The sequence below is a fragment of the Paramixta manurensis genome, assembly GCF_013285385.1.
GTDB classification, from domain to species: Bacteria; Pseudomonadota; Gammaproteobacteria; order Enterobacterales; family Enterobacteriaceae; genus Paramixta; species Paramixta manurensis.
This window is the reverse complement of record NZ_CP054212.1, coordinates 2,970,762-2,993,356: the sequence shown is the minus strand read 5'-3', so window position 1 is coordinate 2,993,356 and position 22,595 is coordinate 2,970,762. Positions and strand designations below refer to the sequence as shown.

Here is a 22,595-nt window from a genome sequence, read left to right as displayed (position 1 = left end):
GTGCGGTCCTGGCGGGGTAAAAAACGACAACCCGCACGATAAATAGTGTAGCCATGTCACTGCGCTAAAAAATGGAGGAAATAAGGATAACTGTATTGGTAGCGTAAGTATTCAGCTATACCCGTCATACTTCAAGCGGCAGGAGCGTTAGCCGCATTCGTTCACCCGAATTATTTAGGGTATATAACCGGGGCCGGAAATCGTCAAAGCGGATCGAAAAATGTTTGCTAAGCTCAATCTCTTGCCAGAAATCACTCACGCTTACGGAGAACAATCATGAGTCACTCTGCTACACGTCAACTAGGCCGCACCGATATTCAGGTTCCACATCTAACATTTGGCGGCAATGTTTTTGGCTGGACGGTCGACAAGGATACCTCGTTTTCGCTGCTTGATGCATTGGTAGAAAAAGGGTTGTGGTTTATTGATACCGCCGATGTGTATTCGCGCTGGGCGCCGGGTAATCAAGGCGGCGAATCAGAAACCATTATCGGTGAATGGCTAAAGAAAAGCGGTAAGCGCGACCGTATTATTCTGGCGACCAAGGTCGGAATTGAAATGGGGCCGGGGAAAAGTGGTTTAGCACCTGGCTATATCCGTCAGGCGGTTGAAGACTCATTGCGGCGCTTACAAACCGATTATATCGATCTGTATCAGGCACACCGCGATGATCAGGATACGCCGCTGGCAGAAAGCTTAGCGACCTTCGATGCGCTGATCAAAGAAGGGAAGGTCCGGGCGATTGGCGCCTCGAATTATAGTGCGGAACGGCTTAGCGAGGCATTAGACATCAGCGATCAACATGGCTTGGCACGTTACGAGACGCTACAGCCGGAATATAACCTGTATGACCGTCAGGAGTATGAAAGCGGGCTGGAGAAGGTGGCGATTGATAACGGTCTTGGCGTCATTAACTACTATTCACTGGCCAGCGGCTTTCTGAGTGGCAAATACCGTAAGGCGGAAGACGCGAATAAAAGCCAACGCGGCGCAAAAGTGGTGGAGCAATACCTGAATGCGCGTGGCGAGCGGATTATCCAGGCTCTGGATGACGTGGCCGCTGCTCATCAGGCATCCCCTTCACAGGTTGCGCTGGCGTGGCTAATCGCCCGGCCGGGGATCACCGCGCCAATTGTTAGCGCCACCTCTTTACCGCAGGTTGATGAGTTGGTAAAAGCCACGACCTTAACGCTCAGCGCCGACGAAATAAAACAGCTTGCCGACGCGAGCCGTTACTGAAAGACCACCTGCGCCCAGCGTGCCAATCCGGCGGTGACTGAACCGAAGTCATCGCCGCTGGCAAGCGGGATCGACGGGAGCTGTTGCTGCAATGCCTGACGCAGCAATGGCGACTTGGCGCTCCCGCCGGTTAGGTAAATGACATCAGGGCGGGTATCGCTGGTTTCTAACGCCAGTTTGACCTGTTCCTGAATACGTTCCAGCGGCTGTGCAATGGCCGCTTTCAAACCGTCAACCGTGATTTGCGTACTCAGCGCAGCCTCAATAAACCGCAACGACGCCTCGCTTTCACTGTGCGCCGATAGCGCAATTTTGCTCTCTTCCGCCGCGCGTACCAGACGATAACTTAAGCGTTGTTCTTGTACTTTCAGCAAACGTTTCACCTGATCCGGATGTTGTGCATCGCGAATTAAATCCAACAAGAGTTTGCGGTTGGCGGCAGCATAGAAATCACTCTGTGCCGGAACATCGTTGATAGCGACCGCATTCCACCAGGGGAGTGCCGGGAGGGCCATCCCTTTATTGGTTTGACCGCCGAGGCCCAGGTGCGGCATTAATTCTTTAAACGCCAGCATAATATCAAGATCGTTACCGCCTACGCGGCAGCCGCTATGACCGAGCAAACTGGCGCTGCGTTCCGCTTTTGCCCGCCACTCCGGCCCCATCAGTAGCATGCTACAGTCGGTGGTGCCGCCGCCGATATCGACCACCAGTACCCGGGTTTCCCGTTGTAGGGTGGCTTCATATTCCAACCCAGCGGCGACAGGTTCAAACTGAAAGACGACCTGCTGGAACCCGGCGCGTTTCGCCGCCCGGTCAAGAATTCCCTGCGCCTGGCGGTTGGCATCAATGCCGCCCAGGCCCTGAAAGTTAATCGGGCGCCCGATAACCGCTTGGGTAATGGGTTGCTGTAATTGCGTCTCGGCGGTCTGACGGATATGCAACATCATGGCGCACACCAGATCTTCAAATAACGCAATTTGTTGTGGTTTCAGGCCACTGGCGCCGAGAAAGGATTTGGGGGATTTAACAAACCAGACATCGTCCGGGTCTTCCATATAGTGCGCCAGCGCCGCCAGGCCAAACTGTACGCTATGCGCGGTGACCTCAATGTCTTCTTCGCGATTGAAATGGATGGCGCGACGCAACAATGCCTGGCTCTCTTCATCCGGCGTTGGAATTTGGTGCTGACGGAAGAGCCATTCGCTGATGGCCTCACGCGTGGGGGCGCAAAGCATGGAGGGTAGCCAGGGTGAACCGTTTTCCAGCGCCAGCAACCTTGGTGAGTCTTTTTCCATCACCGCGACCGAACAGTTTGCCGTACCGTAATCGAAACCGATATACATTTTCTCGCCCCCTGTAGAGAAAAAAAGGGGCAAACTTTAGCGCACGACGCCCAGGATGGCAATATGTTCGTTATTTATACGGTTGAGCGGTGGCGTCCCGTTGACGCAACTTGCCGGCGTTCAGGCTATTTAATCGCGAAATAGCCGTTTGAGAGCAGCGGACGAAGTGCTTCCCGGCTGGCAATCGCTTCGCCCCATGCGCCATCAACACCGATTGCGGCGAGGGTGGTTAACGCAATCGGTAGCTCAATGGGACCAGCGATTGTCGCAATATTCAACCGTGAGGCATGCCCGTGAATAATGGAGACCAGCATTTCATCCATCAAATTACAGTGGACGTTAGCCACTAGGTCCGCGCTAAACAGCAGATAATCAATATCGCCGCTGTGTAGCTGCTGGAAAATATCTAAATTGCGGCCACACTCACGCAAGATCAGGCGGCAGCCGAGCGCCTGTAAGCGACGATAGTGGTAACGGAGGTCTGGATGTTGCGTGAGTACCGCCTCGCTATCCACGCTGAATAAGAGTTGTGACGCCGGGAGCGCATGAGCGGCGATGTTCTGGCAAAGCTGGTCGACAAAGTTTTTGTCGCGTAGCGCGGCGGTAGAGAGCGGTAACGCAACGGTTAACCCCTTGCGCGCAATATCCGCAGCGTAGTCATTGAAAAAAGTCTCCAGCAGCTTCCTGTCTAATAAAATGAGTGCGCTGTCATCTTGCAAACTGGCGCGTAGCGCCGTGGCTTCCACCAGAACCCCGTCGTGCGTATGGCTCTGCGCATCCAGTAAGTAGAAGCTGATAGCTTGTGTTTTGCGCGGCGGCGCGACTGCCCAGGCGACCAGGCGGAGTGGGTTTTCCTGAATGATTTTTTCACTTTCTTGTTGGTTGGTTTGCGCGTGTTTATCGCTCTGTAGCCGCGCTTCATAGAAAGCGAGTTGACCACGACCGCTGTGCTTGGCGTTATAACAGGCCAGATCGGCCTGCGCCATGACTTCACTGGCGGAGCTATTGTCGTGATGAATGCAGGTTAACCCGGCGCTGGCGCCAATCCGATACAGCCTTCCTTCCCATAAAAAACGAAAGTCATTAATTGCATTAACGATGCGCTGAACAATCTCTCTGCCGTTATCGATGTCGCAGTCCGGCAGCAATAGACCAAACTCATCGCCGCCGAGACGGGCAAGGAAATCGCTACTGCGCAGCGAGCGTTGCATCAACTCCGCCAGGTCACGTAATAACGCGTCACCCGCCGCATGGCCCGCGGTATCGTTCACCGCCTTAAAACGGTCCAGATCGATAAAGGCCAACAGATGTTGATGCGCCAATTCGTTAGCAGAGTGTAATAAGCGCTTGAGTTGATGCTCGAAATTGACACGGTTAGGTAAGCGAGTGAGCATATCATGTGAGGCGCTATAGCTTAGGTGCTTCATCATCTCCCGTGATTCGCTCACGTCCTGAATGACCATTACGCTACCAATATTGTCGCCGGCAAGGGTTTTCAGCGGGGTGATGCTGTAATGAATGTCGAACTGTTCGCCCACGTGGTTATGCAGCACCAAATCACGATCAAGGTTTGGGGAGGTTTTACTCTCCGGTAGTGCGCACAGCAGCAAGTTTTCCATCTCCGGCCCTTCACGGCCTTGCGTAATGTGCAAAATTTCACGCAACGGTTTGCCTGCCGCGTGGCGCTGCGTCCAGCCACTCATCTTTTCGGCGACCGGGTTCATAAAGGTCACGCGCAAATCCTCATCGGTACTAATCACCGCCTCGCCGATGGAGTCGAGCGTAATTAACATGCGCTCTTTCTCTTGAAAGAGCGCTTCGTTGGTTAAAGTGATCCGCTCCATTAACTTACGGTTAACGTCTTCGGTCTGTTTGAGTTCGGTAATGTCTTCAATTTGCGAGATAAAGTACAGCGGCTGATGTTCGGCATCTCGCACCAGCGAAACCGCCAGCAGCGCCCAGACGACTTGCCCCTCTTTATGCAGATAGCGCTTTTCCAGGGTATAGCTATTAATCTCACCCGCCAGTAGTGCTTCAAGCTGTTGTAAATCGACATACAGATCGTCGGGATGGGTGATTTGTTGGAAGGTCAAGTCCCGCAACTCATCCTGCCGATACCCCAACAGTCGACAGAGCGCCTGGTTGGCCTGCAGCCAAACGCCGGAAGGGGAAACCAACGCCATTCCGATGGCGGAATACTCCATTGCGTTGCGGAAACGGGCTTCGCTTTCGCTGATATGTTTGCGCTCTTCCCGAAATGAGTGCATCACCTGCGCCATGATATGACCCGGTAATAGCACCAGCAGAAACGGGAGCCACGGCGCCAGCCAGAGGCGAGATGAGGTATGCACCGGTGGCGGCATTGGCATCAACCCATGAACCAGCATCAGCGCCATCATGGCAATAGTGGCTAAAAACACCACCAGGGCTTCAAGGCGCGGCAAGCGTATCGCGCTCCAAAATAAGATCACAATTACAAAGGTATATGGCCAGGGGAGAAAGCGTAATGCACAGAAACAAAGCGTTAGCGTGATCAACAGAGTGAGGAGCGTTTCAAGTAGCAGGGTTTGCCGAACCTTAGCTTTCACATCATCCGGTTGCCAAAGCAAGCATACCGGGCCAAGTGCGAGCATGCCGATGATTTCGGCAATGACCCAAGTATTAAAAAAGGATAGTGCGCCACTACCGGATTTTGGCAGCCACCATAGCGCCAGTAGGGCCCCTAATAATGGCGTAAATAGCCCGACGGCGACCGCCATTTTGCTCCAGTTTAGCAACGAGTTAAGCGGTGCGTTGCGGTTGAGTAATAAACGTAACAGATAGCCGCCTGCCAGCCCTTGCAGCAAGTTCACCGCGGCATATTTTAAGCTGGTAATCGAAGGGGCAATAATGATGGCGCTGGCGAGGAGAAGGCCTGCCATGCAACCGAGTACCAACCACGGAATGGCGCGCGATGAAGCGCGAAATACCACCACGGTGATAAGCGTCGTGGGAAACCAGATAGGCGAGAGCTGCCCGTCTGCGGCGATAAGCGAGAGGCAAAACAGTGTGAGAATAAAGCTTAGTGCGCCAAGCCGCAGCGCCTGGCTAAAGGTCTGCCAGTAAGGTCGCGGCGACGATAAGGTGTCTGTGGTCATCAATGGATCCAGCCATGCATCGCGCCATGAACCGAACAAGCTGATTTAGCGCGCCCAACAATACTTCAGCCAGGATAACACATTCGTTGCGACGCGCTCGTTACAAATCATCATATTGCGGCATGGCGCAAGTCATACGCCTGGTTTACCCATTAATTATCATAATGGCGCGGTATCGGACTGCGGGGCGCCGACAGCGTGCGACGTGGGCTGGCGCAGTTTTAGCAGATCGGACCGTGTCCAGGGTTTCTCCAGACCGGCCAGGTTCATTGAGAGGTGCTCCAGAAAACTTTGCGTGGTTGCGATGCGCCCGTGCCCCATAATCAATAACGGGACCAGTAGCGCCGCGCCGATTTGCGGCAGATTAAAGCCCTTTAACTGTGAGCGACGTTGAGAAAGCAAAAATAGGCTACTTAACGTATAACCGAGTATCAGTCCGGCAATAACTTCACTAACCGAGTGCGCATGGATCGCCAACCGAGAGACGCCAACCATCAGTGGGATCAGGTAACCGATAACCAGCGTAATGCGGCGCCAAACAGGGGGAAGGCGGCCTGAAAGCAGCCACAGCATGACCGGCCAAAGCGTCGCGGACATGGCGCTATGGCCGCTAAACCCGGTAAAGTTATAGCGTGCGCTACCAATTCCAAACGCCATAAATAGAATTTTAGACACGCTGACGATCAGGCCCGCTAAGCCAAAGGCCAATAGCCAGTACCACACGGCGCGGCGATTATCGCTTTTCCACGGCATGATTAAGGCAATAATCACTGCGGTTGGCAGCAGCAGCATGCTATCGCCAAAATAGGTTAATACTTTCCAGGTCATAGCCTTCCTTTATCGATAATGTACGATCGGCATTGTACCAGCGGATTGCTCTGAATCTTTGTGATGACAATGAGAGTGCGATCGCATTTACGCTAGTTTATCGGTGAAACATAAATGCGCAAAAGGGGTTAATCTGAAAAGTGAGGGCCGCTTTTTTGTGGCATCAAATTCGCTAACTCCCTATAATTGCCGCGAATCAACCCTCTCATTCCCTGACCAATCGCATCCGTTTTGCTCTTAAGCAAAGCTCTGCGGTATGTCACACAGTTATCAGGTCTTTAATTTTATGACTGACAAGTCTCATCAGTGCGTCATCGTCGGTATCGCAGGCGCATCAGCATCGGGAAAAAGTTTAATTGCCAGTACGTTGTACCGCGAAGTCCGTGACCGCGTCGGTGACGAGCATATTGGTGTGATCCCGGAAGATTGCTACTACAAAGACCAGAGTCATCTGACGATGGAAGAGCGGGTTAAGACCAACTATGACCATCCAAGCGCAATGGACCATAACCTTTTGTTTCAGCATTTGCAGATGTTGAAATCCGGCCAGGACATTGAACTGCCGGTGTATAGCTATGTCGAACATACGCGGACCAAAGAAACCATCCATCTTAAACCGAAGAAAGTCATTATCCTGGAAGGCATTTTGTTGCTGACCGATGCGCGTTTGCGCCAGGAGATGAATTTCTCGATTTTTGTCGATACCCCGCTGGATATTTGTCTGATGCGCCGTATGAAGCGTGATGTAAATGAGCGCGGTCGTTCGATGGACTCGGTGATGGCGCAGTATCAGAAAACCGTGCGCCCGATGTTTTTACAGTTTATTGAGCCCTCGAAGCAATACGCCGATATTATTGTGCCCCGCGGCGGTAAGAACCGCATCGCGATTGATATTCTTAAGGCGAAAATCAATCAGTTCTTTGAATAGAGCACGGTACTGTTAGCTATACTGACGACGTTAATGGAGTAAACGGCAATGAGATTATGCGACCGCGATATCGAAGCCTGGCTTGATAGCGGCAAGTTAGATATTACGCCGCGCCCGCCGGTAGAGCGTATTAATGGCGCCACGGTGGACGTGCGTTTAGGTAATCAATTTCGCACTTTTCGCGGGCATACCGCCGCGTTTATAGATTTAAGCGGCCCGAAAGATGAAGTGAGCGCCGCATTGGATCGCGTAATGAGCGATGAAATTGTGCTGCCGGAAGGCGAAGCGTTCTTCCTGCATCCGGGCGAACTGGCGCTGGCGGTAACTTTTGAGTCGGTTACGCTGCCGGATGATCTGGTCGGCTGGCTGGATGGCCGCTCCTCGCTGGCGCGTTTGGGGTTAATGGTTCATGTTACCGCGCATCGTATTGATCCGGGGTGGCAGGGCCGTATTGTGCTGGAGTTCTATAACTCCGGAAAATTACCGTTGGCATTACGTCCGGGCATGTTGATTGGCGCATTAAGTTTTGAGCCGCTTTCCGGCCCGGCGTTACGTCCTTACAACCGCCGCCAGGATGCCAAATACAAGGGCCAGCAGGGCGCCGTGGCCAGCCGTATCGATAAAGATTAAGCGCCTGAACAGAGGAACTGATGAGAAGACTGATTACCACGCTGGCTATTTTGCTGGTAGTGGTTGTGGCCGGTATGACTGCGTTGGTGTTGCTGGTTAATCCCAACGATTTTCGCGCTTACATGGTACAACAAGTTGAGCAGCGTAGCGGTTACCAATTACATCTCGAAGGTAGCCTGCGCTGGCATGTCTGGCCGCAGTTGAGCATCCTTGCTGGCCGTATGTCGGTTACCGCGCCCGGCGCGCATCAACCGTTAGTGACGGCGGAAAACATGCGTCTGGACGTTAATCTTCTTCCTCTTCTTTCCCATCAACTCAGCGTAAAACAGGTGTTGTTGAAAAATGCCGTGGTGCGTGTAACCGCGGATAGCGAAACGCAAAAGCCGGAGAACGCGCCGGTCGGCCCGCGTGATTCATCAACGCCTGAAGCCATTAGCGGCTGGAAGTTTGATATCGGTAAACTTCAGGTGGTGGATAGTTTGCTGGTGTGGCAACCGCCGGGCGGTGAAGAGATTACCTTCCGCGATCTCAATCTGGATATGGAGCAGAGCGATAGAAAGCAGGCTAACCTCGAAGTCAGTACCCGGGTTAACCGCGACCAACGCAAACTCCAGCTGTCACTAAAAGGCGCGATGGATGTCAGCGAATATCCGCATCGTCTCTCCGGTAAGATTGATGAGCTGACTTACCAACTCAATGGCGCCGATTTACCAACCCAGGGCATCCAGGGCGATGCAGTGATGAGCGCCAGTTGGGATAACGATGCGCAGCGCTTCACTCTGAGTGATTTGCAGCTTAAAGCGAATGAAAGCCAGTTAAATGGCACTCTGAGCGGTACGCTCGGTACAAAACCGCAGATTGAGGTGGCGTTACATTCACCGAGGCTGGATTTTGACAAATTGCTGGGTATTAGCAGTGACAATGCTGCCGGGCAGGTTGGCGGCGCGGCAGGCGCTGGCATATCGCGCGCGCCAGTGATTGCTGAGCGCACGGAGCATGACAACGCGAACAATCCGCTCAACTTTATGGTGGCCTCGCTGAAAATGCGGCTCGATGCGCTGCGTTGGCGAGGAGTAGAACTACAAAATGTCACCCTTGATGCGCAGAACCAGCAAGGGTTATTAGCGATAAATACTTTCTCCGGTCAGCAAGGCAAAGGGCGTTTCTCACTGCCTGGCTCGGTTGATGTTCGCGCCGCGCAGACGCAGGTCAATTTGCGGCCGGATTTGCAAGATATTGCTCTGTCGCCGCTTTTGAAAGCATTTGCGCTACCGGACACCGTTGATGGCCTGCTTTCGTTGCAAGGTGTTCTGCAAGGCGAAGGGTTGAGTGTTGACGCCTTTAGACAAGTCTGGCAGGGCAGGGCGTCAGTGGCGTTGACCAACGCGCGTTTTGCCGGCCTCAATTTCCAACAAATGATCCAGCGCGCGGTGGAACGAAACAGCGGTCGGGTTAGCGGCGATGATGCGGAAAGTAATGATACGCAGATTGAGCGGTTACAGGGGAGCACCACGCTGAATCATGGCACGCTTAGTTTGACGCAACTTGAAGGGAACTCTTCCCGGTTGAATTTAACCGGCGGCGGCGCGGTGGATATGGCGAAACAGCAGTGCGATATAACCTTTAATATCAAGGTCACCGCCGGTTGGAAAGGGGATGACGCGCTGGTGGAAACCCTCAGGCAAACGGCTGTACCGTTGCGTATTTACGGTAGCTGGGACAGCCTGCAATACTCACTGCAGGTCGATCAATTGCTGCGTAAACGGGTGCAGGATGCCGCCAAGTCGCGCTTAAATCAGTGGGTTGATCGCCATCCCGATAACAATAAAGCCAATGATGTTAAAAAGCTGCTAAAACAACCCTAACAGAGCACGGCGGGAGGTTTCCCGCCGTCAAACTTCATAATCCCACTCTGGCGTGGGCGCGACGAAGGTGATGTTCACCTTTTGTACCCGATGATGTTCAACTTGTAGCGTACGGAACAGATAATCACCGATTTGTACCTCCTCACCTTGCTGCGGAACGCGTTGTAAATGCTCCATCAACAATCCGGCGATGGTGTGGTAGTCGCGTTTTTCGTCCAGCGGCAGTTCAATGTACATCACCAAATCGTCGAGCGGCATATGACCATTCGCCGTCCAGCTCCCGTCCTCGTTATGCACAATATCGTGGCGGGCATCCACCTCATTACTTTCATTGGGTAAGTTCCCGGCAATGGTCTCCATCACATCGCTGAGCGTGACCACGCCCTCTACCGAACCAAACTCATCCACCACGAAGGCAAAGTGGGTGCGTGCATGGCGAAATTGCTCCAGCGCCTGTAGCAAGGTTAATTGTTCAGGGAACACCAGCGGTTGGCGGATTAACGCGCGCAAATCCAGTGAGTGCTCATGTAGCGATTGCTGAAGCAAATCGATAATGTGTACCACGCCCAGCGGGTCGTCACTGTTATCAGTAATTAAAATGCGTGTGTGTTGGTTACGATCGAGCTGAGACAGGATTGCTTCCGGCGAGTCGGCCAGATCGATATGCTGAATATCGTGGCGTGAGGTCATAATACTGCTGACGCTACGCTGCCCCATCCCCATTACGCGTACAATCATTAATCGTTCTTGCTTATTAAAGATGGCGCGATTTTCCGCGTTATCCGCCACCAGCGAAGAGGTTTCGCTATCCAGTTCCGCAGTTTCATGGTGCCCACGTAGCAAGCGCAGCACGGCTTCGGCGGTGCGCTTACGCAACGGCATACGGGCCGAAAGAAAGCGGCGCCGATTGAATTGCGCCAACTGGTTCAGCCCTTCGATCAGGATCGAGAAGCCAATGGCAGCGTACAAATAGCCTTTCGGGATCGGGAAACCAAATCCTTCTGCCACCAGGCTGAAACCGATCATCAGCAGAAAACTGAGACAAAGAATCACGATGGTCGGGTGGCTGTTCACAAAACGTGTCAGGGGCTTGCTGGCTAACATCATCAGGAAGATAGCGAGGGTAACGGCCGCCATCATCACCGGCAGGCTATCGACCATGCCCACGGCGGTGATCACCGAGTCGAGGGAGAATATCGCGTCCAACACCACAATTTGCGCGACCACCGCCCAAAAACCGGCGCCTCGCCGCTGAGCCTCCTCGTCCTCGTCTTTTCCTTCCAGCCGCTCATTTAACTCGGTGGTCGCTTTGAACAGCAAAAAGACGCCGCCGCAGAGCATGATCAGGTCACGTGCACTAAAAGCGTGCCCCGGAAACGTGAAAAGCGGTGCGGTGAGGGTAGAGAGCCACGAGAGGGAAGCCAGCAGCAATAGACGCATTAACAACGCAAACAATAGACCGGTGATGCGCGCTCTATCGCGCTGGGCGGTTGGCAGCTTTTCGGCAAGAATGGCGATAAAAACCAGATTATCGATACCCAGCACCAGCTCAAGAACAATTAGCGTGATTAAACCGGCCCATATCGACGGATCAGCAATCCATTCCATATGTAGACATTCACCTTAACATAAACAATTTCCCGATAAGATTGATGATGGCTGTGGAATAACGAAAACGCAACAACGGATGAGATAATTCCTAAAAGGACAAAATGGATAACATTAGAAGAATATTTTCATTCTATGGGGCATGAATATTGAATGGGTATATGCAAAAAATGGCGAGAGAAATTTTATCATTGGTGAATAAAACAGCGGATAAAATTCAGGAACAGAGTTTTATTTATTATCAAGACGGAATTATCTGGAAACAACTGGTTCTGTTTAATTGTATAACCACCTGAATTTTCTAGTTTTAATTTTGATTTTCTTAGTCTTATTCTGAAAGTAAGCTGGATTGATGGTCTTACCCTTGTCACAACCAAGCAATAGTATAAAAATCTATCCGTAAGTTTTGTGATCGCTTCGTGAAAAAGCAGCTTATGTTTAGCGAGCGGTCAAGCATCAGGGTCAATTGTGAGCTTTTCGCGAATCGAAAGATTAATAAAGCGCACTCAATGGTTATCCCTCAAATAGCACTGTCCAATTTTAAACAGCGTTGGTAGCTGAGAGCCAGGGGCGGTAGCGTGCTTAAAATTAAGTGAATGAGTAAAATCTATTCGTCAACACTATTTTCCCCGGTTTGATTATTTTTAAGATTATTACCAATTAATTCGTCGCGAATTGTCGGTAATAACATTAAAAAAAGCTCGCCAGTGATTTGCGGGTCAAACAAGAAAAAGCTGTAACTTCTTGTAGTTACACTTTGCCTCTTTGCGGGGACTTACTACACTTCTAGCGTGCGAGAGCGAAACGCTAAACCTTGGCACCCCGGTTGAAAAACGGCTCGGTCGGGACAAATTCACGCACTACTCAAGAGGCAAAAATCTCATGACGGACCGGCAATAGCGTGGCTTTGGGATGGAGATTGTCCGTAATCAGGTTCACGGGCAGTTTTGCGGCCTTGAACCGCATTAGATAATAAATTCAGCAATAGCGATGATAATTCAATGATGAAATCAAAACGTAAATTGGCACCTCTCCTCGTGTCGATAACACTTATCAGTGGCTGTACTATCGTCCCAGGGCAGAACATTTCAACCAGTGGTAAGGATGTTATCAAACAGCAAGATGCTGATTATGACATTGATAAAATGGTTAATGTCTTCCCAATGACGCCTGGTCTAATTGAGCAGCTACGCACAGCGCCAGCGGTTGCCCGACCCAATCCTGAGTTAGATAAGGAATTGGCCAGTTACGAATATCGTATCGGTATCGGCGATGTTCTGAGCGTCACCGTGTGGGACCACCCCGAATTGACCACGCCTGCCGGGCAGTACCGCAGCGCAAGCGATACGGGGAACTGGGTTCATTCGGATGGCACCATTTTCTATCCTTATATTGGCAAGGTCACGGTAGCGGGTAAAACCATCCAGCAGGTACGTGAAGAGATTCAGCGTCGCCTGGCAACCTATATTGAAAGCCCGCAGGTCGATGTTAACGTAGCGGGCTTCCGCTCGCAGAAAGTCTACGTAACCGGCGAAGTCGGCACCTCAGGCAAACAGGCCATCACCAATATTCCGCTAACGGTGCTGGATGCGGTGAACAGTGCTGGCGGTCTGAGCGCCAACGCTGACTGGCGTAATGTCATCCTGACGCATAACGGTCGTGAGCAGCGGATTTCGCTGCAAGCGCTGATGCAGAACGGCGATTTGATGCAGAACCATTTGCTCTATCCGGGCGATATTCTCTACGTCCCACGTAATGATGATTTGAAAGTCTTCGTGATGGGTGAAGTGAATAAACAGCAGACGTTGAAAATGGATCGCAGCGGCATGACGTTGACGGAAGCGCTGGGTAACTCGGAAGGGTTGAACCAGAGCGTTTCGAATGCCACCGGGGTGTTTGTTATCCGTCCGAACCGCCAGCAAGGCGGCAAAATTGCCAACATTTATCAGTTGGATACCTCCGATGCGACGGCAATGGTGATGGGCACCGAGTTCCAGCTTCAGCCGTATGACATTGTGTATGTCACCGCAACGCCGTTGGCGCGCTGGAACCGTGTGATTAGCCAGTTACTGCCAACCATCAATAGCGTGCGTTATGGCATTGATACAACTCGTGATGTTCATAACTGGTAACAGATATGTTTAATTCCATATTGGTTGTGTGCGTTGGCAATATTTGCCGGTCGCCTACCGCAGAAAGACTACTGCGACAGTATGCACCTGACAAACATATCGTCTCGGCTGGGGTTGGCGCGCTGGTAGGGCACGCCGCCGACCGCATGGCCAGTGAGGTCGCACAACAACACCAGTTGTCACTCTCCGGACATATCGCGCGCCAACTGGCGCCGGAGCACTGCCGCGAGAGTGACCTCATCCTGGTGATGGAGCGCCAACATATTGATGCCGTTTGTCAGGTATCTTCAGCTGTAAGAGGAAAAATAATGCTTTTCGGACACTGGATTTCAAAGGAAATCCCCGACCCGTACAGAAAGAGCGAAGAGTTTTATCAGTCTGTTTACCAGCTACTCGATCAATCCGCACAAAAGTGGGCTCAGGCACTCAACTCATAAATCAGGGACCGCAATGATAGATAAAAATAAATTATCGCTGCCAGGCGTCAGCGAAAATCGTGACGAGATTGATTTGGGGCGCGTATGGGGAAGCCTGGTTGACGCCAAATGGCTGATTCTGGCCATTACGCTGTTCTTTATCATTATCGCCATCGTCTATTCGCTCTTCGCCACGCCGGTTTATCGCGCCGATGCGGTGGTGCAAGTTGAAAAAGCAGCGGGCACCTCGCTGATCTCAACTATCAGCAGCATGCTGCCTGATTCAGAGCCCGCCTCCGCGACGGAGATAGCGCTGATTGAATCACGTATGGTGCTAGGTAAAGCGATTGACGATCTGCATCTGGAATATGATGTACAGCGCAATTACTTCCCGGTATTTGGTCACGGGTTTGCCGCATTGACCGGCAATGACGACGATGTGGTGACCATTAGTGATTTCTCAATGCCGAAAAGTAGCATTGATATGCCATTTACCCTGACGGTAACCGGCGCGAAGAGTTATACGCTGAGCAATGAGCAGGGCGAGGTTCTGAAAGGAACGGTCGGCAGTCGGGCAACGGGCAAGGGCTACAGCCTGCTTATCTCTGAGCTGAAATCAAAAGAAGGGCGTGAATTCACGTTGGTGAAACACCCGCTGCTTTCGGTTTATAACAACATCTATGGTGTGTTGCAGGTTGCCGATGCGGGTAAAGATACCGGCGTTATCAACCTCAGCTATGACGATACCAATGCGCAAAAGGCCGCCGATGTGCTTAATAGCATCGTCGATAATTACCAGTTGCAAAACGTTAATCGCAAAACTGAAGAAGCGCAGAAAAGCCTGAGCTTCTTGGCTGAGCAATTGCCAAGCGTGCGCAGCAAGTTGGATGCCGATGAAGATAAGCTGAATGCTTATCGCCGCGCCAATGACTCAGTGGATATGTCACTGGAAGCGAAATCAACGCTCGACACGCTGGTTCAGTTGGAAGGGCAACTCAATGAGTTAACCTTTAAAGAGTCCGATATTTCTAAGCTCTACACCAAACAGCATCCGGCCTATAAAGCGTTGATGGAAAAACGTCGCGTGCTGGAAAATGAAAAGGATGAGCTGAACAAGAAAGTTTCGCAGCTTCCTGAAACTCAGCAGCAGATTCTGCGTTTAACGCGTGATGTTGAAGTTGGGCAACAGGTTTACATGCAGATGCTTAACCGTCAGCAAGAGCTGAAAATCGCCGAAGCGAGTACCGTCGGTAATGTGCGCATTATTGATCCGGCGATGACGCGTTTGGCGCCGGTTAAACCGAAAAAAATCATCATTACCCTGTTGGCGGCTATTTTTGGCGCAATGCTGGCGTCCGCCTTCGTACTGGCGCGTAAAGCGATGCATAAAGGGATTGAATCGCCTGAGCAGATTGAGTCTCTGGGGATTAACGTTTATGCCAGCGTGCCGTTATCAAAATGGCAGCAGGAAAAAGATCGGGTCTTGGCCGCCAATGGCGGTGGGAAAAATCGCTCTGAAAATCTGCTGGCGTTGGGTAATCCAACCGATATGGCGTTGGAGGCGATACGAAGTCTGCGCACCAGTCTGCATTTTGCGATGATGGAAGCGAAAAACAATATTCTGATGATTAGCGGTGTTAGCCCATCAATCGGTAAATCGTTTATTAGCGCCAACCTCGCCGCAATTCTGGCGCAAGCCGGGCAGCGTGTGCTGTTGATCGATGCGGATATGCGTAAAGGCTATATGCATACGCTGTTAGATTCGTCCGACGGGAACAAAGGGTTGTCACAAATTCTATCCGGGAGCCTGCCAATCAATGAGGCGATTCATCCGGTGAAAAAGATGGAAAACCTGTCAGTCATTAGCCGCGGTCAAATTCCGCCGAACCCGTCAGAGTTACTGATGAACAAACGCTTCAGCGATCTGTTGGAGTGGGCGAACCAGCACTATGACATTGTGCTGGTGGATACGCCGCCGATTCTGGCGGTTACCGATGCGGCAATTTGTGGTCGTAGCTGTGGCACGTCGCTGCTGGTGGCGCGCTTTGAAGAAACCACCGCCAAAGAAGTGGAAGTCAGTATCCGCCGCTTTGAGCAGAACGGTGTGGATATTAAAGGCGTTATCCTCAACGTGGTGGTTCCGCGTGCGGCTAGCCAGTACGGTAATGGCGGTTATGGTTACTATCAGTATCAATATGGTAATGCCAAAAAATAGTTTTCACAGAGAACGCCGAATGGCGCGATTGACCTCTGTATAAAAATGGCCGGGGGTTCCCGGATCGCTTTAGCGGTTCGGGAACGCTAAATTGCAAAAACGGCAAGGAAAACAGCGTGAGGCATATATTTAAGTTTCTTATTCTATTTTCGTTAGTCTGCACAGTAACCAACCTGGTGCCGATCAGCGTCATAATGATTGTGTTGTTGCCGATGGCGCTTATCGGGCTGTTCTATCGCCGGGATTTTCTGCGGTTTGAAAAGATTGAACTGTATATTATTCTGCTGTTTGCCTACGTCATTATCTCTTCAACGCTGTATAACCGCTCGGCGTTTCTAGATTTTGATTTTTACCGGCGTGACGGTAATTTTATTATCAGCTACCTGGTTTTGTTTGTTTTCATCTTTCTGCCACTGGCGGTCAATATTAATGTCGACCGCGCGTTTTACGTTATTTTTGCCTTCTTCTTTGTCGCATCCATCGTGGCGTTTTTCGGCATGCCATTGGATGAAGAGGGCGTTTATCGCTTCCTGTTTATTTCACATAACGCCGCCGGGGGCTTCTATTCGGTGGTCGCCGCAGCCTGCATGGGGTTGTGGGTGGTCAAACGGCGCCCGCTCTATCTGTTGTATAGTCTGGCGTTTGTGGTGTGCCTGTATGAAACCGATTCGCGTGGTAGCGTGTTGGCGATTATCGCCGCCATTGGCTACGGCTTGACGCTACGCTTTAAACGCCCCGGAACGGTGTTTATCATCTTTCTGGCGATACAGTTCCTGATTGTATTGGATACTTATCCAACGTGGGTCTCAATGGGCAAGATCATGTCGGTTGGTGCAAACTTCACCATTAACCAGGACGTTGATTTTGACCGTGCGGGAACCTTTATTGACCGCCTGTACTACTTATGGCCGCGTGCGTTTGATAACTTCATCCATTCGCCGTTGTTAGGCATGGGGTTCGGTAGCTTTGACGATCTCTGGTATCGCTACACCACGGTAATTCCGCATATTTTTACCATCAAAGATCACCAGTTTATTCGCCATACCGACTCACATGCGCACAACTCGACCTTTACGATTTTGGCCGAGCTGGGTTTAGTAGGCTACACGCTCTTTGTACTGCTCTTTGGGCAGATATTAAATAAAATCAGGCAAATGCACCAATACGATCCAGGACTTTCGCTGGCGCTCCAGATGTCATTCTGGACTTGCGTATTCTCATCCGCGACGGAACATCGTATTACTACGCCAGCGCAGATGATTCCTTTTTTCACGCTTTTCGGGATTGGATACGTAAAATATTTTGGCAAGCGTCGGGAAAAAGCCAGCGCCCACTCGATTCCTGCGGTCCATGGTACGCCGACGCCAGAGCCAGCGGTTACTCCTGAACAAGGGCACACGCCCTAATTAACGCCGCCCGCCACCCGTGCGGGCGCTGCGTCACCTTTTTCTCTCTTTTCTCTTAACGTCGAATCAGGGGAATGCCCCTGCCGTTCGATTTTTAATTAAGGATTAATGTCGATGAATCAGACTGTAAGTATTTACATTCCAACTCATAACCGCCCGGGGATGCTGGGACGAGCATTATCCTCCTTAACGCGCCAGAGCTGGAAACATTTGCAAGTACTGGTTTGTGACGATGGTTCTTCGCAAAGTTATGATGAAGTGGTCGAGGAATATAAGAATAAGTTTGATGACTTCGTCTTTATTCGTAATGAAGTCCCTCAGGGCGCCTGCGTTGCGCGGAATAAAATGATTCATCGCGCCGAGGGCGAGTTTATTACCGGCTTAGATGATGATGATGAGTTTTTACCTCAGCGCGTCGAAACCTTTATCCGTTCTCCAATGCGGGAAAAATATCCATGGTTGTGCGCCGGGCAGGTAGTTAAAAATAGCAAGCATATGTTTCGCCAGAAAATTAGCGAAGAAGAGGTCACGGTAGATAAGCTTTTCTACCGTAATATCGTTGGCAACCAAATCTTCACTCGCACCGCAGATTTTGTGAAAGCGGGCGGATTCGATGAGCGTATGCCTGCCTGGCAGGATTATGATGCGTGGGTGAATATGGCGCTCAAGTGCGGCCCGGGTTTCCGTCTGGAAGAGTACACCTACCAACTGAATATCGACCATGAAGAAAACCGTATCACCAACTCTCCTAAGGCGGTGAAGGGGTACCAAATGTTTACCGAGAAGTATGCGCATTTGCTGCAAAAAGGCCATTTGGACAGCCTTTTCCTGCAGGACCGGATAAACCGTGAGCAGGATGTTAGCTTGAGCGATCTTTTCCAGCACTTTTCTAAGCCGGTATTACCGATGTTTGTTAAATATAAGGTAAGGAAAAAAATGCCATTCCTGCGTGCATTACTGTTCCGTGCGTAATACGCGAGAAAAAGATGAAAAAAATAAAAGTCCTGCATATTAATGATGCCTATGAAGGCGGCGGCGCGGAGTCGGTATTTCGTGATACCATAAAAGCCAGTGAAGCACTGGGGTATGAGACCAGAGCACTGTATTCCGATGGGAAAACCAATCCGCTATCCTATTTATATTCAAGAAAATACGCCCTGCAAACGGCGAACGCTATTGCTGAATTTTCGCCCGATATTGTTCATCTGCATAATTACTACCATTATCTCACGCCTTCGGTACTACATGCGTTACGTCGTGCGAAAAAGAAACGAGCGTTTAAAGTGGTGTTTACCGCACATGATTACCATTTGATTTGCCCTAATAGCGGCTTTCAATACTTTACCGGTAGCGTGCGCAATAATTTCGATCCAGTACGCAAGAATCTTAGCTATTTAAAGCGCTTCGACCATCGCTCGATAATTCATTCTTTATTGAAGTGTTCGCAACATTTCCTTAATTATCGACTGTTAAAATTGACCAACACCTTTGATGTGATTATTTCCCCCGGCGAATTCCTGAAAAGCGTATTTAAGGCATGGGGAGTGCGTCAGCCGATTGAAATCGTCCGTAATCCGGTTGAGCTGTTACCGGCCGCCGCGACGGTTAATCAGCAGACCGGGCCGGCTGAACGAGCCATTGAACTGGTGTTTATTGGCCGTTTGTCTAGCGAGAAAGGGTTGGTTGAATTTGTTGAGAAGTTGAATAAAGACACACAGCAGACGATTAATTTCAATATTTACGGTCAGGGCGAGAGTGAACAGCAATTAAAAACCATGGCGCTAAGAAGCGGCCTGAAGCTGATTTTTCATGGCTTCCGCCCACGCGAAGAGGTGATTACCCATCTCTATCGCTACGATGTTTTTGTTCTACCTTCGGTGTGGTATGAAAATGCGCCTATCTCAATCGTTGAAGCAGCAAGCGCCGGTTTGCCGGTGCTGGTGCCGAATTATGGCGGTTTGAAGGAGATGGCGGAACTGACCCATTATCCGGTTGAATTTGATTATCAGCACAATGATCTTGGCGAAAAAATCGACCAGGCATTTAGTCACCGCCAGCTAAACACGCTGCGTGATACCACCCTTTTTTCTTTTGAAACGTATCAGGCGCGCCTTAAAACTATTTATCAGCGCCTTATCGGGAACAATCCACAGGAGAGTTAACGTGCAATTACCCAAAGTTGCCATTATTCATGATTGGTTAGTCGTCTCTGGTGGCGGAGAGAAAGTTCTCTCAGAAATAATCAACGTTTTTCCTGATGCAGATTTATTTAGCGTAGTCGATTTCTTACCTGAAGAGCAGCGCGACATTATTCATCATAAAAAAGTCACCACGACGTTTGTCCAACGCCTGCCGAAGGCCAAAACGAAATACAGAAACTATTTATCGTTAATGACCTATGCAATTGAACAGTTGGACGTGTCGGCCTATGACATTGTCATTAGCAGTAGCCACGCGGTTGCGAAAGGGGTGATTACCGGCCCCGATCAGCTTCATATTTGTTATTGCCATTCACCGGTGCGTTATGCGTGGGATTTGCAACATCAATATCTGAAAGAAGCCAATCTCGACAAAGGCTTAAAAAGCATGATCGCCCGTTGGATGCTGCATCGCGTCCGGTTATGGGATTACCGTACTGCGAATGGCGTAGATTATTTTATCGCTAACTCAAAATACATTTCACGCCGTATTAAGAAAGTGTATGGCCGTCATGCGGACGTTATTTATCCTAACGTGGCGGTAGAAGATTTTGCGCTGGAAGAAAATAAAGATGACTTTTATTTTACTGCCTCGCGCATGGTGCCCTATAAGAAAATCGACCTGATTGTGGAAGCATTTGGCAAGATGCCGGACAAAAAACTGGTGGTGATTGGCGAAGGGCCACAGTTTGAAAAAATTAAAGCGGTAGCAAAAGAGAATATTACGCTGCTTGGCTACCAGAAATTTGCCGTATTGAAAGAGAACATGGCGCGCGCGAAAGCGTTTGTCTTCGCCGCAGAAGAGGATTTCGGCATTGTGCCGGTTGAAGCGCAGGCGTGTGGCACGCCAGTGATTGCTTTTGGTAAGGGCGGCGCGCTGGAAACCGTGAAACCGGTCGGCCAACCTGGCGCTACCGGGGTGCTGTTCGCGGAACAAACCACCGAGTCTATCTGTGATGCAGTTGCACGTTTCGAAGCGCTGGAAGGGGAGATTACGCCGGCGCAGTGCCGCGAAAACGCGGAGAAATTCTCCACGCAACGCTTCCATCAAGAGCTACACGAATATGTGATGACGCGCTGGGATAAATTCCAGGCCGAGCGTGGTCTGCTACCTTCGACTGAGGTGACGAAAAATGTCTAAACTTCATCCGGTTATTATGGCGGGCGGCAATGGTAGCCGCTTGTGGCCGCTGTCGCGCGTGCTGTATCCGAAGCAGTTTCTCGCGCTAAATGGCGAATCCACCATGCTACAGGAAACCATTGAGCGCCTTAACGGACTTGCCTGTGATGCTCCGGTCGTCATTTCTAACGAAGCGCATCGCTTTGTGGTAGCTGAGCAGCTCAACCAGATTAACAGCCTCAGCAATAACATCATTCTCGAACCGGTCGGACGTAACACTGCGCCCGCCATCGCGCTGGCGGCATTAGTGGCGAAGCAGAAGCAAGAAGCACAGGGCAGCGATGACGATCCGCTGTTACTGGTGTTAGCGGCAGACCATGTAATTAAAGACATTTCCGCTTTCCAGACGGCGATTAAACAAGCAATCCCGTTGGCGGAAAAGGATTATTTGGTAACTTTCGGAATTGTTCCCTCGTATCCCGAAACCGGCTACGGCTATATTAAACGGGCTGCAGCAATTGAGGATGAGGGATATTCTCAGACTAATTCTGATGTTAGGGAAATCAGTTGGAAAGTCGATGGGTTTGTAGAAAAACCCGATCGTGAAACCGCTGAGAAATATCTGAATAGTGGTGAGTATTACTGGAATAGCGGCATGTTTTTGTTTAAGGCCAGCCGTTATTTAGCTGAACTGCAAACCTTCCGCCCGGATATTTATCACGCGTGCCGTGAGGCGGTAGAGAAAATTGACCCGGATTTAGATTTTATTCGTGTCAACGAGGCGATTTTTTCTCGCTGCCCGGATGAGTCCGTTGACTATGCGGTGATGGAAAAAACGCGCCACGCGGCCGTGGTCCCGCTGGATGCCAACTGGAGCGATGTCGGTTCATGGTCATCCTTGTGGGATATCAGCGAAAAAACTGCGCAAGGGAATGTGTTGCACGGCGACGTGATCAGCCATGACTCCAACAACAGTTATGTTTTTGCGGAACAAGGCTTGGTGTCACTGGTTGGCGTAGATGACTTGGTGGTGGTGCAAACCAAGGATGCCACGCTGGTTGCCCGTAAAGACCGCGTTCAGGACATTAAGAAAGTGGTTGAGCAAATTAAACGCGATGGACGCAAAGAGCACTATATTCACCGCGAAGTCTACCGCCCGTGGGGGAAATATGACTCGATTGATGAAGGGCATCGCTACCAGGTTAAACGGATTACGGTAAAACCGGGCGAACGTCTCTCTTTGCAAATGCATAACCACCGCGCGGAACACTGGATTGTGGTAGCGGGAACCGCAAAAGTTACCCGTGGTGAAGAAACTATTTTACTGACTGAAAATCAGTCGCTTTATATTCCTCTGGGTGAAAAACACTCGCTGGAAAACCCTGGGAAAATTCCGCTTCATTTAATTGAGGTGCGCTCAGGGGCTTACCTGGAGGAGGACGATATTATTCGTTTTGAAGATAAATATGGACGTATCTGATACCCGGCACCAGGGCGTTTAAGGTTCACATTAAAGGCAGTGCACAA

16 protein-coding genes are annotated in these 22,595 nt (G+C 50.7%); 12 read left to right on the top strand and 4 right to left on the bottom strand.

Annotated features, from left to right (window positions below; all coding sequences use genetic code 11):
* Positions 1 to 276: 276 nt before the first annotated feature.
* The gene (locus PMPD1_RS14490; RefSeq protein WP_173634716.1) at positions 277 to 1,239 is read left to right on the top strand and encodes an aldo/keto reductase; all 963 of its coding nucleotides are present in this window, start codon (positions 277 to 279) and stop codon (positions 1,237 to 1,239) included.
* Here PMPD1_RS14490 and yegD read toward each other — a convergent pair.
* The 3 genes from yegD to PMPD1_RS14475 form a co-directional block, all read right to left on the bottom strand.
* Positions 1,233 to 2,585, bottom strand: a complete 1,353-nt coding sequence (gene yegD, locus PMPD1_RS14485; protein ID WP_173634715.1) for a molecular chaperone — start codon at positions 2,583 to 2,585, stop codon at positions 1,233 to 1,235. The genes PMPD1_RS14490 and yegD overlap by 7 nt on opposite strands.
* Positions 2,586 to 2,710: 125 nt before the next feature.
* Positions 2,711 to 5,722 (bottom strand): diguanylate cyclase domain-containing protein, encoded by a 3,012-nt coding sequence (locus tag PMPD1_RS14480; RefSeq protein WP_173634714.1) that lies wholly within the window; start codon positions 5,720 to 5,722, stop codon positions 2,711 to 2,713.
* 159 nt (positions 5,723 to 5,881) lie between these two features.
* Positions 5,882 to 6,550 carry a phosphatase PAP2 family protein gene (locus PMPD1_RS14475; protein ID WP_173634713.1) on the bottom strand — a complete coding sequence of 223 codons (669 nt, stop codon included), beginning with the start codon at positions 6,548 to 6,550 and terminating at the stop codon, positions 5,882 to 5,884.
* Between the two features lie 286 nt (positions 6,551 to 6,836).
* On the opposite strand from PMPD1_RS14475, the gene udk reads away from it, so the two are divergent.
* The 3 genes from udk to asmA are packed head-to-tail and all read left to right on the top strand — an operon-like array spanning position 6,837 to position 9,973.
* Positions 6,837 to 7,478 (top strand): uridine kinase, encoded by a 642-nt coding sequence (gene udk, locus PMPD1_RS14470; protein ID WP_173634712.1) that lies wholly within the window; start codon positions 6,837 to 6,839, stop codon positions 7,476 to 7,478.
* Between the two features lie 48 nt (positions 7,479 to 7,526).
* Positions 7,527 to 8,108, top strand: coding sequence for a dCTP deaminase (dcd, locus tag PMPD1_RS14465; RefSeq protein ID WP_173634711.1), 582 nt, complete (start codon positions 7,527 to 7,529; stop codon positions 8,106 to 8,108).
* Between the two features lie 20 nt (positions 8,109 to 8,128).
* Positions 8,129 to 9,973, top strand: coding sequence for an outer membrane assembly protein AsmA (gene asmA, locus PMPD1_RS14460; protein WP_173634710.1), 1,845 nt, complete (start codon positions 8,129 to 8,131; stop codon positions 9,971 to 9,973).
* Between the two features lie 27 nt (positions 9,974 to 10,000).
* Here the strand turns inward: asmA and PMPD1_RS14455 are convergent, their stop codons facing one another.
* Complete coding sequence (locus PMPD1_RS14455; RefSeq protein ID WP_173634709.1) at positions 10,001 to 11,581, bottom strand: TerC family protein; 1,581 nt, start codon at positions 11,579 to 11,581, stop codon at positions 10,001 to 10,003.
* Positions 11,582 to 12,582: 1,001 nt separating this feature from the next.
* Here PMPD1_RS14455 and PMPD1_RS14450 point away from each other — a divergent pair.
* The 8 genes from PMPD1_RS14450 (at position 12,583) to PMPD1_RS14415 (ending at position 22,548) form a co-directional block, all read left to right on the top strand.
* Positions 12,583 to 13,713: a polysaccharide export protein gene (locus PMPD1_RS14450; protein ID WP_173634708.1), complete on the top strand. Its 1,131-nt coding sequence runs from the start codon at positions 12,583 to 12,585 to the stop codon at positions 13,711 to 13,713.
* A 5-nt stretch (positions 13,714 to 13,718) separates the two neighbouring features.
* Positions 13,719 to 14,150, top strand: a complete 432-nt coding sequence (locus PMPD1_RS14445; RefSeq protein ID WP_173634707.1) for an arsenate reductase/protein-tyrosine-phosphatase family protein — start codon at positions 13,719 to 13,721, stop codon at positions 14,148 to 14,150.
* Between the two features lie 13 nt (positions 14,151 to 14,163).
* Positions 14,164 to 16,344 carry a polysaccharide biosynthesis tyrosine autokinase gene (locus tag PMPD1_RS14440; protein ID WP_173634706.1) on the top strand — a complete coding sequence of 727 codons (2,181 nt, stop codon included), beginning with the start codon at positions 14,164 to 14,166 and terminating at the stop codon, positions 16,342 to 16,344.
* Positions 16,345 to 16,460: 116 nt separating this feature from the next.
* Complete coding sequence (locus PMPD1_RS14435) at positions 16,461 to 17,750, top strand: O-antigen ligase family protein (protein ID WP_354292638.1); 1,290 nt, start codon at positions 16,461 to 16,463, stop codon at positions 17,748 to 17,750.
* A gap of 114 nt (positions 17,751 to 17,864) precedes the next feature.
* On the top strand, positions 17,865 to 18,722 hold the full coding sequence (locus PMPD1_RS14430) for a glycosyltransferase (protein ID WP_173634705.1): 858 nt from the start codon (positions 17,865 to 17,867) through the stop codon (positions 18,720 to 18,722).
* 14 nt (positions 18,723 to 18,736) lie between these two features.
* The gene (locus tag PMPD1_RS14425) at positions 18,737 to 19,912 is read left to right on the top strand and encodes a glycosyltransferase (protein WP_173634704.1); all 1,176 of its coding nucleotides are present in this window, start codon (positions 18,737 to 18,739) and stop codon (positions 19,910 to 19,912) included.
* 1 nt (position 19,913) lies between these two features.
* Positions 19,914 to 21,089, top strand: a complete 1,176-nt coding sequence (locus tag PMPD1_RS14420; protein ID WP_173634703.1) for a glycosyltransferase family 4 protein — start codon at positions 19,914 to 19,916, stop codon at positions 21,087 to 21,089.
* Positions 21,082 to 22,548, top strand: a complete 1,467-nt coding sequence (locus PMPD1_RS14415; protein ID WP_173634702.1) for a mannose-1-phosphate guanylyltransferase/mannose-6-phosphate isomerase — start codon at positions 21,082 to 21,084, stop codon at positions 22,546 to 22,548. The genes PMPD1_RS14420 and PMPD1_RS14415 overlap by 8 nt, the downstream gene beginning before the upstream one ends.
* The last annotated feature ends 47 nt before the right edge of the window (positions 22,549 to 22,595 follow it).

What these genes read in the sequence shown, in the direction of transcription:
- PMPD1_RS14490 (WP_173634716.1), top strand. Translation starts at nt 277, where the DNA reads ATGAGTCACTCTGCTACACGTCAACTAGGCCGCACCGATATTCAGGTT.
- yegD (WP_173634715.1), bottom strand. Translation starts at nt 2,585, where the DNA reads ATGTATATCGGTTTCGATTACGGTACGGCAAACTGTTCGGTCGCGGTG.
- PMPD1_RS14480 (WP_173634714.1), bottom strand. Translation starts at nt 5,722, where the DNA reads ATGACCACAGACACCTTATCGTCGCCGCGACCTTACTGGCAGACCTTT.
- PMPD1_RS14475 (WP_173634713.1), bottom strand. Translation starts at nt 6,550, where the DNA reads ATGACCTGGAAAGTATTAACCTATTTTGGCGATAGCATGCTGCTGCTG.
- udk (WP_173634712.1), top strand. Translation starts at nt 6,837, where the DNA reads ATGACTGACAAGTCTCATCAGTGCGTCATCGTCGGTATCGCAGGCGCA.
- dcd (WP_173634711.1), top strand. Translation starts at nt 7,527, where the DNA reads ATGAGATTATGCGACCGCGATATCGAAGCCTGGCTTGATAGCGGCAAG.
- asmA (WP_173634710.1), top strand. Translation starts at nt 8,129, where the DNA reads ATGAGAAGACTGATTACCACGCTGGCTATTTTGCTGGTAGTGGTTGTG.
- PMPD1_RS14455 (WP_173634709.1), bottom strand. Translation starts at nt 11,581, where the DNA reads ATGGAATGGATTGCTGATCCGTCGATATGGGCCGGTTTAATCACGCTA.
- PMPD1_RS14450 (WP_173634708.1), top strand. Translation starts at nt 12,583, where the DNA reads ATGATGAAATCAAAACGTAAATTGGCACCTCTCCTCGTGTCGATAACA.
- PMPD1_RS14445 (WP_173634707.1), top strand. Translation starts at nt 13,719, where the DNA reads ATGTTTAATTCCATATTGGTTGTGTGCGTTGGCAATATTTGCCGGTCG.
- PMPD1_RS14440 (WP_173634706.1), top strand. Translation starts at nt 14,164, where the DNA reads ATGATAGATAAAAATAAATTATCGCTGCCAGGCGTCAGCGAAAATCGT.
- PMPD1_RS14430 (WP_173634705.1), top strand. Translation starts at nt 17,865, where the DNA reads ATGAATCAGACTGTAAGTATTTACATTCCAACTCATAACCGCCCGGGG.
- PMPD1_RS14425 (WP_173634704.1), top strand. Translation starts at nt 18,737, where the DNA reads ATGAAAAAAATAAAAGTCCTGCATATTAATGATGCCTATGAAGGCGGC.
- PMPD1_RS14415 (WP_173634702.1), top strand. Translation starts at nt 21,082, where the DNA reads ATGTCTAAACTTCATCCGGTTATTATGGCGGGCGGCAATGGTAGCCGC.